The sequence below is a fragment of the Tropicimonas sp. TH_r6 genome (assembly GCF_033101155.1).
Lineage (GTDB): Bacteria > Pseudomonadota > Alphaproteobacteria > Rhodobacterales > Rhodobacteraceae > Tropicimonas.
Map to the genome: position 1 here is coordinate 61,876 of NZ_JAWMPX010000011.1, position 14,537 is coordinate 76,412.

Genomic DNA, 14,537 nt, shown 5'->3' on the forward strand with positions numbered 1-14,537 from the left:
AAACAAGCAATTGGAACGGCAAGGGAGCGAGTGGGCGGGATGCGCAAGAGAATCAGTTCAGGGTCGCCCTTCGAGGCCGAGATCGGCTATTCGCGGGCAATCTGCTGCGATGGATGGGTCTTCGTGGCGGGCACGACCGGGTATGACTACGCGACGATGGAGATGCCGGAAGGCGTGGCAGCGCAATGCACCAACGCGCTGAGCACGATCGCGCGGGCGTTGGAAGAGGTGGGCGCCAGCCTCGATGATGCGGTGCGTGTTCGCTATATCTTGCCCGACAAGGCGGACTGGCCGGCCTGTTGGCCAGCGACCCGGGCCGCCTTTGCACATGCGCGCCCAGCCGCGACGATGATTGTCGCCGGATTGCAGGAACCGGAAATGAAGATCGAGATCGAGGTGACCGCGCGATTGCCGGGGTGACGGCGGCAGGACGGGCTTCGGCCACGATTCCGGCGTTGAAGGCGTTTCGCACCATCTTCAACGGCCCGCGTGCCGGCCAGTGTCCGCTTGGAACACCCAGCCTGCGCCGCCCTGTCTCTGGACCTCTGCGCGGCTTTGGTCCATACGGAAGGCCAATACGCATCCGGAGGCATCCATGGGCATCCTGAATTCGGTTCTGCGGGCCATCATCTGGTGGGACGGTCAGACCTACGGCACCCAACTCTTCACCTCTCGCCATGGCGAGAAGGTCGGTGAAGACGCAGAGGGCAATGTCTACTATCGCAACGAAGACGATTCCAAGCGCTGGGTCATCTTCGATGGTGAGGTCGAAGCGACCCGCATCCCGCCGGACTGGCATGGCTGGCTGCACAAGCTCTATGATGCGCCGCCTTCGGAGTCTCCGCTGCCCCACAAGGATTGGGAAAAGCCGCATCTGGAAAACGTGACGGCGGATCCCGTGCTGTCCTACAAGCCCACGGGCTCGTTGCGTCGCGCGACCCCGGTTGAACGTTCCGATTACGAGGCGTGGGCGCCCGAATGAGCCTCGCGGCCATTGCGGATGCACTGACAGCCCCGCGCCTGCGGGACGGAGGAAGTCATGTCTGAGAGCCCCGGAGAAATCATCGCAGGCGGTGCCACGCTGGCGGTTGCGGTCGGTTTCCTTGTCTATGCCGCGCAGGGCGCCGGCATGACCGCGCCGCAGGACGGATTCGAGCTGACTGCCAGCTTCCGATCGGTGCAGGGGATCTCGGTGGGCACGGATGTGCGTATGGCGGGGGTCAAGATCGGTTCCGTGACAGAGCTCGAACTCAATGCAGAGACCTTTCGCGCCGACGTTACCTTCGCGCTGAACGATGCGCTGGACGTGCCGGAAGACAGCTCGATCGCGATCTCGTCGGAAGGGCTTCTCGGCGGCAATTTCGTTGAGCTGGTCCCGGGCGGCTCGCCCTTCAACCTCGCGTCCGGCGAGGAGATCCAGGACACGCAAGGCGCGCTGAGCCTGCTCGGCCTGCTGGCGAAATTCGTCTCCGCGAGCGAGGGCGACTGATGCGCGGGCTGGCGATCCTGTTCCTTGCGGCACTGATGGCTTTGCCTGCCGCCGCTCAACAGCAGGCGACAAGCGCCGGCTCGGCGACCATCCGCGTGCTGGACAAGATTTCCGGCGAAGCAACCGACATCAACATAGCGCGCAGCCAGACCAAGCTTTTCGGGCGCCTCGAAATCGTGCTCGGTGATTGCCGCTACCCGACCAACAACCCGAACTCGGACGCCTTTGCCTGGCTTGAGATCCGCGACAATTCCATGGATGGCGCAGCCTTCTCCGGCTGGATGGTCGCGTCCTCGCCGGCGCTCAACCCGATGGAACACCCGCGCTACGATGTCTGGGTGCTGCGCTGTAACAACGAGTGAGGATCCGGCGCCGGTCCGGGCGCCAGGAAATCTGCCTGTATCTCAAGGGCTTCCCGTAACTTCTGGTGATAGTCTTCCCGGCTGATCTCGACCGCGCCGAGGCTGGCCAGGTGATCGGTCAGGTATTGCGTGTCAAACAGGGTGAACCCGGCGAGCCGGAGCCGGTCCACAAGAAAGGCCAGCGCGATTTTGGAGGCATCCCGTCGGCGGGAGAACATCGACTCGCCGAAAAAACCTCCGCCCAGCGTCACGCCATAGACGCCGCCGATCAGCGCTTCCCCCTCCCGGACCTCCAGCGAATGCGCGAAACCTGCCCGGTGCAGTTGCCGGTAAAGTGCGAAGATCTCCGCGTTGATCCAGGTCTCGGGCCGGTCTGCGCAGCCCGCGACAACACCTTCGAAATCCTGATTCACGGTGATCGCGTAGCCGCCTTGCCGGATCCGCTTGCGCAGCGAGCGCGAAATGCGGAACTCGTCCAGCGGAAACACGCCCCGCTCCTCCGGGTTAAGCCAGAAGATCTCCGTGCTCTCCCGCGCTTCCGCCATGGGAAAGATGCCCGATGCATAGGCGCGCAGAAGCAGTTGCGGCGTGATGTCCATCTGCGAAAGCCTCAGGCTTCTTCTGTCCCAACCATATCCCCGCCGGAGGAGAGCTTCCTTCGGCGCCACAAGGGACGCCGAAGAACGGGCCGATACCCGGCTCAGCCGTTATGCGCGGCGAGCCATTTCTCCAGCCAGTGGATGTCGTAATTGCCGGTGAGAATATCCTCCTCTGCCAGCAGCGCATCGAAGAGCGGCAGGGTGGTGTCGATCCCCTCGATCACGATCTCGCCAAGCGCGCGAGACAGCCGCGAGAGCGCCTCGTCGCGGTCGCGCCCATGCACGATGAGCTTTCCGATCAGGCTGTCGTAGTAAGGCGGGATCGAATAGCCGCCATAGAGCGCCGAATCCATCCGCACACCCAGCCCGCCCGGCGCGTGATACATGCCGATCGTTCCGGGGGAGGGGGTGAAGTTCGGCAGCTTCTCGGCGTTGATCCGCACCTCGATGGAATGCCCGTTCACCTGCAGATCGTCCTGCGTGAAGGAGAGCGGCAGCCCTTGCGCGACCCGGATCTGTTCGCGCACGAGATCGACGCCGAAGATCCCTTCCGTCACGGGATGTTCGACCTGTAGCCGGGTGTTCATCTCGATGAAGAAGAACTCACCATCCTCGAACAGGAATTCGATCGTGCCGGCGCCGATATAGTTGATCCGTGCCACAGCATCGGCACAGGTCTTGCCGATCCGCTCGCGCGTTTCGGCATCGATTGCCGGGCCGGGAGCCTCTTCCAGCACCTTCTGGTGACGCCGCTGCAGCGAGCAATCCCGCTCGCCCAGATGGACCGCGTGGCCCTTGCCATCGCCGAAGACCTGAACCTCGATATGGCGCGGTTTGCCGAGATATTTCTCGATATAGACCTCGTCATTGCCAAAGGCTGCCTTGCCCTCGGAGCGCGCCGTGCGGAACGCTGTTTCCAACTCCTCGGGCTTCGTGGCGAGCTTCATGCCGCGCCCGCCGCCGCCGGCGGTGGCCTTGATGATGACCGGATAGCCGATCTCCTCGCAGACCTGTATCGCGGTCTCGTAGTCGGGCACGCCGCCATCGGAGCCGGGAACGCAGGGCACGCCAAGGTTCTTCATCGTCTCCTTGGCGGTGATCTTGTCACCCATGATGCGGATATGTTCGGCGGTCGGACCGATGAAGCTCAGCCCGTGATCCTCGACGATCTGCACGAAGGCGGCATTCTCGGAGAGGAAGCCATAGCCGGGATGGATCGCATCCGCCCCGGTGATCTCGGCCGCCGAGATGATGGCCGGGAAGGAGAGATAACTCTGCATGGAGGAGGGCGGGCCAATGCAGACGCTCTCGTCGGCAAGGCGGACATGCATGGCGTCCGCATCCGCCGTTGAATGGACCGCGACCGACTTGATGCCCATTTCGGCACAGGCGCGGATGACTCGCAGGGCAATCTCGCCCCGGTTTGCAATCAGGATCTTCTGGAACATCACTCGATGATCATCAGCGGGGCGCCAAATTCCACCGGGGCGCCGTTTTCGACCAGGATACGCTTGACCTTCCCGCCCTTGGGTGCGGGGATCTGGTTCATCGTCTTCATCGCCTCGACGATCAGGATCGTCTGGCCCTCGGAGACCGTGTCGCCCACGGAGACGAAGTCCGGCGCGCCGGGCTCGGAGGCAAGATAGACCGTGCCGACCATCGGCGAAGTCACGGCGCCCGGAAGCTGGGCTGGATCTTCGACCGGGGCGGCGGCGGCAGGGGCAGCCTCGGCGACCGGCGCGGCAGCCGTTGCCACGACGGGGGCGGCGACGGCGACCGGGGCGGCGGCGACCTGCCGGCTGACGCGCACATTCAGGCTGTCATTGTCGCCATACTTACGCATGACCTCAACCTCGGTCAGATCATTCGCCCGCAGCAATTCCGCGAGCGCCTCGATGAAGGCGACATCCGCGTCCTGACTCGTCCTGGTCATTGGGCCCATGCCTTTCTTTTGTGCTTCGAAAACTGCCTTGCATTTAGACGAAGCGGGGGACGGTTTAAAGAGACGTTACGGCATTTGGCGGATCGCGGTTGGACAGGTCGTCGCGCCCGCCCGCGCAGAACGCGGACGGGCAGGGCGCCTCAGGGCTGGATCAGCACCTTGGAGTCCTTCTCCGCATAGGCCGCCGGCAGCGCCTCCATGACGTCGCCCAACGGCAGCGAGGCGGTGACATCGGTGTGCCATTTGCCCTCGGCAAAGCGCGCCTGCACTTCCTGGATGACCGCGCCGATCTTCTCGGGTGCGGTTTCGCGCAGCCAGGCGGCGAGCCAGAAACCCTCGATCCGCTTCTGCTTGAAGATAAACTGCGGCAACTGCGTCAGCACCGGCGGCTTGGGCGCGAGCCGACCATAAGAAATCCAGCGCGCCCGCTCCGGCATGGCGAAGAACAGATCCGCCGAGATCTGGTCGCCCACCGCATCGAGCAAGACGCGCGGCGCGTGTGATTCGAAGAGCGCGGCGATCCGTGCCGCCAGCCCGTCTCCCTCAGTCACCAGCACATCGGCAGCGCCCAGTTCGCGCAGTGTGTCGGTTTGTCCACCACGCCGGATCACCGCCAATGCGCCGATCCCGTGATCCTTGCCGAGCCCCATCAGGAACTTGCCGAGCTGCGAGGCGGCGGCGGTGACGACGAAACTGTCCGCGCCGTCCTCGCGCACGATGTCGAACATGGCGACCGCGGTCAGCGGGTTGACGATCAGCCCGGCCGCGTCCTCGTCGCGCAGATCCGGGCGCAGCGGGATCAACATCTGGATCGGCGCGAGGCAGTAGTCCGCCCAGCTCCCCGATCCGGCGGCGAAGAAGCTCACGCGCTGGCCCAGAAGCGGCGTGTCGCCGGCCACGACCGTTCCCGTGCCCTCGAAACCCGCCGCGTGTCCGGCCACCCGCGCCTGCCCGTAAACGCCCTTGATGAAGGCGATATCGGAGGGGTTCACCGCCGCGCGCGCCACCTTGATCAGCGCAAATCCGGGGCCGGGCTGCGGCACATCCATTTCTCGAAAGGCAACGAAGGGCGACAGATCGTCCAGCTCCTGCGTCGCCGGTGCGGTTGAATAGCCGTCATGGAGCAGGACGAGGCCCTGCATCGTGGTGGGGATGTCCATGGTGTACTCCTGTTGGGTCGACCTGAGATCGTGTTGCTGGCCCGGAAGGTCAAGGCCGGTGGCGCAATGACCTCGCGCCGCTTAGGGGGATGTCACGCGGAACAGCCGTCCCGGCGCTAAAATCGGCACGGCCCTTCCGGGTCTGCGTCCGGGGCCTCATGGCAAAAAGGGAACGCCCCACTGTCCCGGAAGCGTCGTCACAGGCTGGAAGGCCAGCACATTATCCTCTTGAATTGAACGCTCGTTCAATGGAATGTCGGACAATGGCACGCAAGACAGGCTCTCATGCCGAAATCACCGGCCCGAAAATCCGCGAAGCGGCGCTGCATCTCTTTGCGCAACATGGCTACGCTGCCGTTTCCATGCGCCAGATCGCGGCGGAGGTCGGTGTTCAGGCCGGGGCGCTCTATGCGTATATCGACGACAAGCAGGCGTTGCTCTTCCACCTGTTGGAAAGCCATATGGAACACCTTCTTGAGAGCTGGCGCGCGGAGAGTGCAACCTCGGAACCGCTGGCCCGTCTCGAAAGCTTCACCCGCTTTCATATTCGCTACCATCTCGACCGTCCGGACGAGGTCTTCATTTCCTATATGGAACTGCGCAATCTCTCGCCGGAGAATTTCGCCGAACTGGAAGCGCTGCGCCGGCGCTACGAGGGCGAGCTGGAGCGGATTCTGCAAGAGGGCAGCGCGGCGGGGCTGTTTACCATCGCCGACGCGCGCGTCGCCACGATGGGACTGATCGCGATGCTGACCGGGGTCAGCACCTGGTTCCGCGAGACCGGTCGGCTGGGCCGGGCCGATATCGAGGAGATCTACTGGGAGATGACGCGCCGCGCTGTCGGCGTGGCCTGAGCGCGGCGCCTGTTCGGGTCAGGTGCCGGACTTGACCTTGGTCCAGAGCCGGGTGCCGGTGCGCAGCACCTTGGACGGCCAGCCCTGGAACACCCAGAGCGTTTCGACCGTGGCCTCGGGCGGATAGATCGCCGGATCCCCGATCACATCGGCTTCCAGCAGCTCCTGCGAGGGCAGGTTGCCATTGGCGTAGTAGACATAGTTGGAGACAGCGGCGATATTCTCCGGATCCAGCATGAAATTCAGGAACTTATGCGCGCCATCCGGGTTCTGCGCATCGGCCGGGATTGCCATCTGGTCGAACCACATGGCCGAACCTTCGCGGAAGGCGTGATAGGCGATCTCGACGCCGTTCTCCGCATCGTCGGCCCGGTCGCGCGCCTGCAGGATATCGCCGGACCAGCCGACCGCGACGCAGATATCGCCATTGGCGAGCGCGGTGATGTATTCGGAGGAGTGGAATTTGCGCACATAGGGGCGCACCGCCTCCAGCACCGTGCCAGCCGCTTCGAAAGCGTCCTTCTCCTGCGAATTCGGGTCGAATCCGGCATAGTTCATCGCCGCCGGGATCATCTCGACCGGCGCGTCGAGGAAATGCACGCCGCAGCCCTGAAGCTTTTCCATGTTTGCCGGGTCGAAGACCAGCGCGAGGCTGTCTATCGGCGCGTCCGGGCCAAGCGCTTCGGTCACCTTGGCGACATTCACGCCAATGCCCGTCGTGCCCCAGAGATAATTGATCGAAAAGGCATTGTCGGGGTCGAAATCGGCAGTGCGGGCGGTGATCGCCTCCCACTGGTTGCCGGCATTTGACAGTTTGGACTGGTCCAGCGGCATGAAGGCCCCGGCCTGGATCTGCCGGCGCAGGAAGCTGTCGGAGGGGACGACGACATCGTAGCCCGACTGCCCCGCAAGGAGCTTGGTCTCCAGCATCTCGTTGGAATCGAAGACGTCATAGATGACCTTGATGCCGGTCTCGGCCTCGAACTTCTCCAACAGGCCGTCGGCGATATAGTCGGACCAGTTATAGACATGCAGCTCTTCGGCTGCGGCCAGGGCCGCCACAGATGAGAGGGAAGCGGCGAGGGCGAGGATCTGTGCCTTCATCAGGGGTCCTTTCGGGATATGGGAGTCAGCGTCGTCCCGGCAATCTGGACGGGCTTCGTGTCAGTAGCATCCCGACTGGAAGCAGAGCCAGAGGAATGGTGCGGCGCAGCGCGGCGATGCGTGCGGACCGGGTGGCCAGTGTCGGGCTGACCGGCCCGTCCTGGAAGTCTCGCCTGCCTAGCGGGCCGCTCCCGTGCCACCGGCGCGGAAGAGCGCGCCCATCGGATCGGGGATCTCCGGTGCGCCAGTCGTTCCCGGCGCGATGTCCAGTTCGCCGGCCGTGAGCCGCATGACCGCGAGTGCCGCGTCATAGGCAGCCGCGGGGTCGCGCATCCGGATCGCTTCCATCAGCGCCCGGTGCCGGGCGAGGGTCTCGCGCAGTTCCTCGGTCGTCTCGTTGCTGCGCCGTACCACGAGCGTGATCGCCGGCCGCAGGATATGCGCAAGATGCCTCCAGATCGCGTTATGCGTGCCCCGGTAAATCGCGACATGGAAGCTGACATCATGTTCGGTGAAACTGTCATCCGCGGCCACGTCCCTCGAGCTGCACCGCGCCATGTCGTCGATCGCGTCCTCCATCGCCACCAGGTCCCGCGCCCGCGCATTGCGTGCCGCCAGCGCCGCCACCAGAGGCTCGGCGGAATAGCGAAACTCGAAAATGCTGCGCACGAGGTCGGGATGCGGGCTTGCGTGGTCCGCGAGCAGGCCGGTCACCATCGGATCAAGGATGTTCCAGTCGCGAAAATCCTGCGCGATCGTGCCTTGTCCGACAAATCTTTCGATAATGCCGCGCGAGGCCAGCGCCTGCAGCCCGCTGCGCACCGATGCGCGGCTCACGCCGAAGCTCTCGACAAGCTCCATCTCCGTCGGCAGCGCATCGCCTGGCCGATAGGTGCCCGAAAGCAGCTCGTGTCCCAGCGCTTCGGCGATCTGATCGCCCAGCGGCTGGTCCTTGTTGGCCGATATCGACTGTTTCATCGCGTCTCCTCGCGCCCCGATCCCGGGTCTGCATACAGGCGGGTTGTCTGACAATACGAGGCACGGTGGCTGTGTCAAATCGACTGAAGGGCTTGAGGAGGGGCGGGGTATATTTTTTGTGACTTGAAATTGTCAGACATAGTAGTACGAATTGTCCGTCGCTCGCGATGATAGAGGAGGATTCGATGAGCAAGCTGGGTTTTATCGGTGTTGGAATCATGGGTGGGCCGATGGCCGCCAATCTGCAAAAGGGTGGGCACGAGCTCTTTGTCTGTGATGTGACGAAGGTTCCGGACGACCTGATCCAAGGCGGCGCGGTGGTCTGCGCGACGCCGAAGGAAGTGGCCGAGACGGCAGAGATGGTCTTCACGATGCTGCCGAATACGCCGGATGTCGGCAAGGTGCTCTTCGGCGAGAACGGTGTGGCCGAGGGGCTGACGCCCGGCAAGATCGTCATCGATCACAGCTCCATCGCGCCGAAGGAGACGCGCGAATACGCGGCGAAGATCAACGAGATGGGCTGCGAATATATCGACGCGCCGGTCTCGGGCGGCGATGTCGGCGCACAGGCGGGGACGCTCGCGATCATGTGCGGCGGCAATCAGGAGGCGTTCGACCGCGCCAGGCCGGCGATCGAATGCATGGGCAAGAACGTGACGCTGGTTGGCCCGAACGGGATTGGCCAGATGACCAAGATCTGCAACCAGATCATCGTCGGCAACACGATAGAGGCCGTGGCCGAGGCGCTGCTGCTGGCGGCGAAAGCCGGTGCCGATCCGCGCAAGGTGCATAAGGCGCTGGCCGGAGGCTGGGCCGACTCGCTGATCTTCCAGAACCACGGGATGCGCATGATCGAGCGCAATTTCGAGCCCGGTGGCCGGATCGAGCTGCACCGCAAGGATCTCAACCTTGCCCTTGCCGAAGCCTATGCGCTTGGCGTGCCGCTGCCCAACACCGCGACGACCCATGCGCTGTGGAATGCCTGTGTGGGCGCCGGCGGGCGCGCCTGGGATCACTCGGCGGTGGTCAAGGCGCTGGAAGCCATGACGGGGTTCGAGATCGGCGACGAAGCCTGATCCTCGCCTGGACAGATCGCCGCGAACCGTCTCTCTCGGGGTCGCGGCGCTCCCCAGGCCCCGGTTCAGGCCCGGGACGGCGCTGTTCCGCGGAGACGGTTTTCAGAACGCGCTGTCGGTCGCGCGTGTGCCATCTTCATTGGACAAGGACTGCGCGGCGTGCCGCAACCAGTCCTGATCCGCCGGCGACACAGCCTCGGGGGCCCAACTCGAGCGCGTAACGTCGACATCCCCAAGCGCGACAGCAATGGCGAGGGCTGCGGCATAGGCCCCTTTCAGGGACGCATGATGGGCATCCTCTGAATAGAGACCGTCCATGCCAGCCTCATCGGCGAGCTGCCACAGCCGCCCGGCGCGCGCGACACGTCCACCCGTCTCGCGGGCCAGCCATTCATAGGTCTCCTCGATGGTGCGAATGGCGTCCGGCCTGTCATCGGACCGGCTCTCCGGCGCCCAATGGGCGAAATACAGGATGTCTGCGCCCTGCTCCTGTGCGACCCTGGAAAAGACCGATGCGGCCGTGGCCATGCGCATGACCCATTCGGGACGGAAGGACATCTCGCTGGCATCCTGCAGGATCACCACATCCCACTGAGTTCTCCGGAGTCGCTCAAGGGCGTCCGTTTCCGCGAGATGCTGATCCAGAGTCGTCCCGCCGCGAACGACCATCTCGACGTGATATCGAACCGAGGGGCGACCTGTCGCGGCGATGTTCCCGACTTGCGCCGGGATATCGCCGCCGTAGGTGAAGGAGTTCCCGATGAAGAGAATCCGTTTTGTCGGGGCAGGGGACAGACCAAAGGCGATAAACAGGGCCAATCCCATAATCGCAACCGAAAATACTCTGATCATCTGCCTGTCGCCCGTCTTAAAACTGTACGGCGGGGTAGTCGTCCATTTTGGTGATTTTTGGGCCGCCACGCTGGGAAACGAAACTGGTTCGCAGAGATAAAAAAGCCGGGTCGCAATGGACCCGGCAAGGAAACCGATGGGGCGGTCTGCGCCGCCCTTTCGGGGAATGCGCTCAGATGGCCAGGTACTCGGCCCTGAGTTCCGCGTTTTCAAGCACCTCGGAGGCCGCACCGTCAAAGACGATGGATCCGGTGTCGAGGATGACCGCGCGGTCGGCCAGTTCCAGCGCGCGCACCGCGTTCTGCTCGACGATGACCGTGGTGATGCCCTGTTCCTTGATGTGGATGAGCGTCTTCTCGATCTCGTCGACGATGACCGGGGCGAGGCCCTCGTAGGGCTCGTCCAGCAGCAGCACCTTGATGTCCCGGCCGAGGGCGCGGGCAATGGCCAGCATCTGCTGTTCGCCGCCCGAGAGGGTGATGCCCTCCTGCTTGCGGCGCTCGCCGAGCCGGGGGAAGAGGTCGTAGAGACGGTCGATGCTCCAGCCGATGGGTTCGACGATCTGGGCCAGTTGCAGGTTCTCTTCCACCGTCAGGCCGGCGATGATCGAGCGATCTTCCGGCACGAGCCCGATGCCGCATTTGGCGGCCTGGTGGCTTTTCATCGTGTGCAGATGCTGGTGATCGAGCCAGATCTCGCCATGGGTGACCTGCGGGTCATCCATCCGCGCGATGCCGCGCAGCGTGGTGGTCTTGCCGGCGCCGTTGCGGCCGAGCAGCGCCAGGATCTCGCCTTCGTGGACGTTGAAGGAGATCCCCTGGATGATGTAGCTCTCGCCGTAATAGGCATGCATGTCGTAGATCGACAGGAAGGCCGGGGCAGTGGACGCCAGGTTGGCGTTCTTGGAAAAGTCCGGTTTGACGTTCATAGTTTTTTCCTTTCCTCACTCATCTTGTCCGAAAACCGGTTGCCACTTTTCGGGATGAGTGACGGATCTCCTTACGCTGCTTCGCCGAGATAGGCTTCGCGGACCTTCGGATTGCCGCGGATATTCTCCGGGCTGTCTTCGACCAGGGGCGTGCCCTGGGCGAGAACCGTGATCCGGTCGGCCAGCGAGAACACGACATGCATGTCGTGTTCGATGATGGCGATGGTGATGTCGCGCTGGTCCTTGATCTCCTTGAGCAGGTCGATCGTGTTGTTGGTATCGGCCCGCGCCATACCGGCGGTGGGTTCGTCCAGCAGCAGCAGGCGCGGCTCCTGGAGCAGGCACATCGCCATCTCCAGCCGCCGCTTGTCACCGCGCGAGAGCGAGGCGGCATGCATGTGCAGCTTGTCCTGCATGTTCACCTCGACCAGCATCTGCTCGGCCTTCATGCAGATCTCCTTCTCGGCGGCCACGCTTTCGATCGCGTGGAGCCGGAAAGCCCCGTCGCGCCGGGCGAAGGCGGGGATGACCATGTTCTCGAACACGGTCAGGTCGCCGAAGATCTCGGGCGTCTGGAACACCCGGGAAATGCCCATCTGGTTGATCTCGTAGGGCGTGCGTCCCAGCACCGACTGGCCGTCGAAGGTGACCGAGCCGGTGTCGGGAATGAGCTTGCCGACGAGGCAGTTGAGCAGCGTGGACTTGCCGGCGCCATTGGGGCCGATGATCGCGTGGACGATGTTTTCTTCCACGGAGAGGTTCACGTCGCCCAGGGCTTGCAGGCCGCCGAAGCGTTTGTTCACCCCTTTGACTTCAAGAATTCCCATTTCTCAGGTCTCCTTATTCGGCCACATGGGGCGTTTCTTTGGGATGATGCTCGGGGTCGGGCTTGTAGCTGTCATCATCGTTTTTCTTGCCGCGCTTGCGGAAGAAATTGATGACGCGCTGGCCACCCTCGACGAGGCCGCCGGGCAGGAAGGTCACGACGAGCATGAAGAGGATGCCGAGCGTGAGATGCCAGCCCTTGCCGACAAAGGGATGCACGATGAAGACCATGAAGTCTTCCATTCCGTCGGGCATGAAGGCGAACCACTGGTGCAGGACGTTGTCGTTGATCTTCGAGAAGATGTTCTCGAAATACTTGATGAAGCCTGCGCCGAGCACCGGGCCGATCAGGGTTCCGGCACCACCGAGGATGGTCATCAGGACGATTTCACCAGAGGCGGTCCACTGCATGCGCTCGGCGCCGGCAAGCGGGTCCATCGAGGCGAGCAGGCCACCGGCCAGGCCGGCATACATGCCCGAGATGATGAAGGCGGCGAGCGTGTAGGGCTTGGGGTTCAGGCCGGTGTAGTTCAGCCGGTTCTGGTTCGACTTCACCGCGCGCAGCATCAGCCCGAACGGCGAGCGGAAGAGGCGGATGGAGAGGTAGAACACGGCCAGCATGATGATGGCGCAGAGATAGTAGCCATTGTTGAAGGTGAATTCCCAGCCGCCCATTTTCAGCTCGAGGAAATTGTCGCGCATGGCGATTCCGAAGAGATGGGGCACGTCCGGCAGGCCTTCGCGGTGGAAGATCTGCGGATCGCCGGCATAGACCTGGAGGCCCGTCTCACCATTGGTCAGGTTGAACTTGGGGTTCGACAGGACCGAGTAGGCGAGGGCGAAGGACATCTGGGCGAAGGCCAGTGTCAGGATCGAGAAGTAGATCCCCGACCGGCGCAGCGAGACATAGCCGATCAGCACCGAGAAGAGCCCGGCCACGACCACCGAAAGCGCGATGGCGGGAAGGACGTTGTAGCTCAGCAGCTTGAACATCCAGACCGCGGCGTAGGAGCCCACTCCAAGGAAGGCCGCATGGCCGAAGGAGAGGTAGCCGGTGAGGCCGAACAGGATGTTGAAGCCGATGGCGAGGATGCCGAAGATCACGAAACGCTGCATCAGGTCCGGATAGCCGGCGTTGAACTGCGCCATGCCGCTGTCGACAGGGAAGGGGTTCAGGATGAACGGTGCTCCGAGCGCCAGGATGGCGACGACGACGAGCAGCGTCATATCACTCTTGTTGAGACCCATGGGATTAATCCTCCATCACGCCCTTGCGGCCCATAAGGCCCCTCGGACGGGTCAGCAGAACGATGATGGCGACCAGGTAGATGATGATCTGGTTGATGCCGGGAATGGTGGTGGTGGCCCAGGTGGTAGAGGCGAAGCTCTCCAGGATGCCGAGCATGAAGCCCGCGAGCACGGCGCCGGGCAGGGAGCCCATGCCGCCGACCACGACCACGACGAAGGAGAGGACGAGGAAGTCCATTCCCATGTGGTAATTCGGTGGGTTGATCGGTCCGTACATCACACCCGCAAGCCCTGCCACGCCGGCGGCGAGGCCGAACATGAAGGTGAAACGGCGGTCGATATCGATGCCGAGCAGGCCGACGGTCTCGCGGTCGGCCATGCCGGCGCGGACCACCATGCCGAAGGTGGTGAATTGCAGGAAGCTGAAGACACCGCCGATGATGCCCACGGCGAAGAGGAAATAGACCATCCGCCAGATCGGGTAGGCCAGCTCAAGTCCGAGCGGCGCGCCGATATTGACGACGCCCATCAGCGCGTCGGGCGGCGGGGTCTGGATCGGGTTGGCGCCGAAGAAATACTTGATGACTTCCTGCAGCACGATCGCGAGGCCGAAGGTCACGAGGATCTGGTCGGCATGCGGGCGCTTGTAGAAGTGCTTGATCAGGCCGCGTTCCATCACGTAGCCGACGCCGATCATGAAGGGGATGGCGATCAGGATCGAGAGCGGGACCGCCCAGTCGATGATAGCGCCGCCCATCTCGGGGCCGAACCAGCCTTCCACGTAGGGCGTCTTGACCTTCAGCGGTTTGCCGAGGAAGTCCAGCTTGGTCTCGTCGATCGTCTCGTAGGAGAGCGAGAGAATACGCTGAAGGGTGACAGCACAGAAGGCGCCGAGCATGAACAGCGCACCATGGGCGAAGTTCACGACGCCGAGCGTGCCGAAAATGAGTGTGAGCCCGAGCGCGATCAGCGCATAGGCGGAGCCCTTGTCGAGCCCGTTCAGGATCTGGAGGAAAAAGGCGTCCATTGTCCCCACCTGTAAAAAGGTTCCGGTGCGCCGGCGGGGAGGTTGCCCCCGGGCGTCAAGCGAATCCGGCCGCGCGCGATGCGAGCGGCCGGG

At 63.5% G+C, this 14,537-nt stretch carries 17 protein-coding genes; 6 read left to right on the plus strand and 11 right to left on the minus strand.

Features of this window, described 5'->3' with window-relative positions:
- The first annotated feature begins 39 nt into the window (after positions 1–39).
- From R3X27_RS12430 to R3X27_RS12445, 4 genes are all read left to right on the plus strand, one after another.
- Positions 40–420, plus strand: coding sequence for a RidA family protein (locus tag R3X27_RS12430; RefSeq protein WP_317709182.1), 381 nt, complete (start codon positions 40–42; stop codon positions 418–420).
- A 175-nt stretch (positions 421–595) separates the two neighbouring features.
- Positions 596–982 carry an NADH:ubiquinone oxidoreductase subunit NDUFA12 gene (locus R3X27_RS12435; RefSeq protein ID WP_317709183.1) on the plus strand — a complete coding sequence of 129 codons (387 nt, stop codon included), beginning with the start codon at positions 596–598 and terminating at the stop codon, positions 980–982.
- Positions 983–1,039: 57 nt separating this feature from the next.
- Positions 1,040–1,489: an outer membrane lipid asymmetry maintenance protein MlaD gene (mlaD, locus tag R3X27_RS12440; protein ID WP_317709184.1), complete on the plus strand. Its 450-nt coding sequence runs from the start codon at positions 1,040–1,042 to the stop codon at positions 1,487–1,489.
- On the plus strand, positions 1,489–1,851 hold the full coding sequence (locus R3X27_RS12445; protein ID WP_317709185.1) for a DUF2155 domain-containing protein: 363 nt from the start codon (positions 1,489–1,491) through the stop codon (positions 1,849–1,851). The genes mlaD and R3X27_RS12445 overlap by 1 nt, the downstream gene beginning before the upstream one ends.
- Here R3X27_RS12445 and aat read toward each other — a convergent pair.
- The 4 genes from aat to R3X27_RS12465 all read right to left on the minus strand — a co-directional run bounded on the left by aat (position 1,815) and on the right by R3X27_RS12465 (position 5,552).
- Positions 1,815–2,450 (minus strand): leucyl/phenylalanyl-tRNA--protein transferase, encoded by a 636-nt coding sequence (aat, locus tag R3X27_RS12450; protein ID WP_317709186.1) that lies wholly within the window; start codon positions 2,448–2,450, stop codon positions 1,815–1,817. The genes R3X27_RS12445 and aat overlap by 37 nt on opposite strands.
- Before the next feature lie 101 nt (positions 2,451–2,551).
- Positions 2,552–3,898 (minus strand): acetyl-CoA carboxylase biotin carboxylase subunit, encoded by a 1,347-nt coding sequence (gene accC / locus R3X27_RS12455; protein WP_317709187.1) that lies wholly within the window; start codon positions 3,896–3,898, stop codon positions 2,552–2,554.
- On the minus strand, positions 3,898–4,383 hold the full coding sequence (accB, locus tag R3X27_RS12460) for an acetyl-CoA carboxylase biotin carboxyl carrier protein (RefSeq protein ID WP_317709188.1): 486 nt from the start codon (positions 4,381–4,383) through the stop codon (positions 3,898–3,900). Before accB ends, accC begins: the two co-directional genes overlap by 1 nt.
- Positions 4,384–4,532: 149 nt before the next feature.
- The gene (locus R3X27_RS12465) at positions 4,533–5,552 is read right to left on the minus strand and encodes an alcohol dehydrogenase catalytic domain-containing protein (protein WP_317709189.1); all 1,020 of its coding nucleotides are present in this window, start codon (positions 5,550–5,552) and stop codon (positions 4,533–4,535) included.
- A 263-nt stretch (positions 5,553–5,815) separates the two neighbouring features.
- On the opposite strand from R3X27_RS12465, the gene R3X27_RS12470 reads away from it, so the two are divergent.
- Positions 5,816–6,406: a TetR/AcrR family transcriptional regulator gene (locus R3X27_RS12470; protein ID WP_317709190.1), complete on the plus strand. Its 591-nt coding sequence runs from the start codon at positions 5,816–5,818 to the stop codon at positions 6,404–6,406.
- 18 nt (positions 6,407–6,424) lie between these two features.
- Here the strand turns inward: R3X27_RS12470 and R3X27_RS12475 are convergent, their stop codons facing one another.
- Positions 6,425–7,510 carry a polyamine ABC transporter substrate-binding protein gene (locus tag R3X27_RS12475; RefSeq protein ID WP_317709191.1) on the minus strand — a complete coding sequence of 362 codons (1,086 nt, stop codon included), beginning with the start codon at positions 7,508–7,510 and terminating at the stop codon, positions 6,425–6,427.
- A gap of 177 nt (positions 7,511–7,687) precedes the next feature.
- Positions 7,688–8,488 (minus strand): FadR/GntR family transcriptional regulator, encoded by an 801-nt coding sequence (locus R3X27_RS12480; RefSeq protein ID WP_317709192.1) that lies wholly within the window; start codon positions 8,486–8,488, stop codon positions 7,688–7,690.
- 185 nt (positions 8,489–8,673) lie between these two features.
- Here R3X27_RS12480 and R3X27_RS12485 point away from each other — a divergent pair, with 185 nt between their 5' ends.
- Complete coding sequence (locus R3X27_RS12485; protein WP_317709193.1) at positions 8,674–9,564, plus strand: 2-hydroxy-3-oxopropionate reductase; 891 nt, start codon at positions 8,674–8,676, stop codon at positions 9,562–9,564.
- Between the two features lie 102 nt (positions 9,565–9,666).
- On the opposite strand, the gene R3X27_RS12490 is transcribed toward R3X27_RS12485, so the two are convergent.
- The 5 genes from R3X27_RS12490 to R3X27_RS12510 all read right to left on the minus strand — a co-directional run bounded on the left by R3X27_RS12490 (position 9,667) and on the right by R3X27_RS12510 (position 14,444).
- The gene (locus R3X27_RS12490; RefSeq protein ID WP_317709194.1) at positions 9,667–10,416 is read right to left on the minus strand and encodes a DUF4886 domain-containing protein; all 750 of its coding nucleotides are present in this window, start codon (positions 10,414–10,416) and stop codon (positions 9,667–9,669) included.
- Between the two features lie 172 nt (positions 10,417–10,588).
- Positions 10,589–11,344 carry an ABC transporter ATP-binding protein gene (locus R3X27_RS12495; RefSeq protein WP_317709195.1) on the minus strand — a complete coding sequence of 252 codons (756 nt, stop codon included), beginning with the start codon at positions 11,342–11,344 and terminating at the stop codon, positions 10,589–10,591.
- Between the two features lie 71 nt (positions 11,345–11,415).
- Positions 11,416–12,171: an ABC transporter ATP-binding protein gene (locus tag R3X27_RS12500; RefSeq protein ID WP_317709196.1), complete on the minus strand. Its 756-nt coding sequence runs from the start codon at positions 12,169–12,171 to the stop codon at positions 11,416–11,418.
- A gap of 13 nt (positions 12,172–12,184) precedes the next feature.
- Positions 12,185–13,417 carry a branched-chain amino acid ABC transporter permease gene (locus R3X27_RS12505; protein ID WP_317709197.1) on the minus strand — a complete coding sequence of 411 codons (1,233 nt, stop codon included), beginning with the start codon at positions 13,415–13,417 and terminating at the stop codon, positions 12,185–12,187.
- 4 nt (positions 13,418–13,421) lie between these two features.
- Positions 13,422–14,444 (minus strand): branched-chain amino acid ABC transporter permease, encoded by a 1,023-nt coding sequence (locus R3X27_RS12510; RefSeq protein WP_317709198.1) that lies wholly within the window; start codon positions 14,442–14,444, stop codon positions 13,422–13,424.
- Positions 14,445–14,537: the final 93 nt, after the last annotated feature.

Excerpts from the sequence above, each read along its gene's own strand:
- R3X27_RS12430 (WP_317709182.1), top strand. The coding sequence starts at position 40 with ATGCGCAAGAGAATCAGTTCAGGGTCGCCCTTCGAGGCCGAGATCGGC.
- R3X27_RS12435 (WP_317709183.1), top strand. The coding sequence starts at position 596 with ATGGGCATCCTGAATTCGGTTCTGCGGGCCATCATCTGGTGGGACGGT.
- mlaD (WP_317709184.1), top strand. The coding sequence starts at position 1,040 with ATGTCTGAGAGCCCCGGAGAAATCATCGCAGGCGGTGCCACGCTGGCG.
- R3X27_RS12445 (WP_317709185.1), top strand. The coding sequence starts at position 1,489 with ATGCGCGGGCTGGCGATCCTGTTCCTTGCGGCACTGATGGCTTTGCCT.
- aat (WP_317709186.1), bottom strand. The coding sequence starts at position 2,450 with ATGGACATCACGCCGCAACTGCTTCTGCGCGCCTATGCATCGGGCATC.
- accC (WP_317709187.1), bottom strand. The coding sequence starts at position 3,898 with ATGTTCCAGAAGATCCTGATTGCAAACCGGGGCGAGATTGCCCTGCGA.
- accB (WP_317709188.1), bottom strand. The coding sequence starts at position 4,383 with ATGACCAGGACGAGTCAGGACGCGGATGTCGCCTTCATCGAGGCGCTC.
- R3X27_RS12465 (WP_317709189.1), bottom strand. The coding sequence starts at position 5,552 with ATGGACATCCCCACCACGATGCAGGGCCTCGTCCTGCTCCATGACGGC.
- R3X27_RS12470 (WP_317709190.1), top strand. The coding sequence starts at position 5,816 with ATGGCACGCAAGACAGGCTCTCATGCCGAAATCACCGGCCCGAAAATC.
- R3X27_RS12475 (WP_317709191.1), bottom strand. The coding sequence starts at position 7,510 with ATGAAGGCACAGATCCTCGCCCTCGCCGCTTCCCTCTCATCTGTGGCG.
- R3X27_RS12480 (WP_317709192.1), bottom strand. The coding sequence starts at position 8,488 with ATGAAACAGTCGATATCGGCCAACAAGGACCAGCCGCTGGGCGATCAG.
- R3X27_RS12485 (WP_317709193.1), top strand. The coding sequence starts at position 8,674 with ATGAGCAAGCTGGGTTTTATCGGTGTTGGAATCATGGGTGGGCCGATG.
- R3X27_RS12490 (WP_317709194.1), bottom strand. The coding sequence starts at position 10,416 with ATGATCAGAGTATTTTCGGTTGCGATTATGGGATTGGCCCTGTTTATC.
- R3X27_RS12495 (WP_317709195.1), bottom strand. The coding sequence starts at position 11,344 with ATGAACGTCAAACCGGACTTTTCCAAGAACGCCAACCTGGCGTCCACT.
- R3X27_RS12500 (WP_317709196.1), bottom strand. The coding sequence starts at position 12,171 with ATGGGAATTCTTGAAGTCAAAGGGGTGAACAAACGCTTCGGCGGCCTG.
- R3X27_RS12505 (WP_317709197.1), bottom strand. The coding sequence starts at position 13,417 with ATGGGTCTCAACAAGAGTGATATGACGCTGCTCGTCGTCGTCGCCATC.
- R3X27_RS12510 (WP_317709198.1), bottom strand. The coding sequence starts at position 14,444 with ATGGACGCCTTTTTCCTCCAGATCCTGAACGGGCTCGACAAGGGCTCC.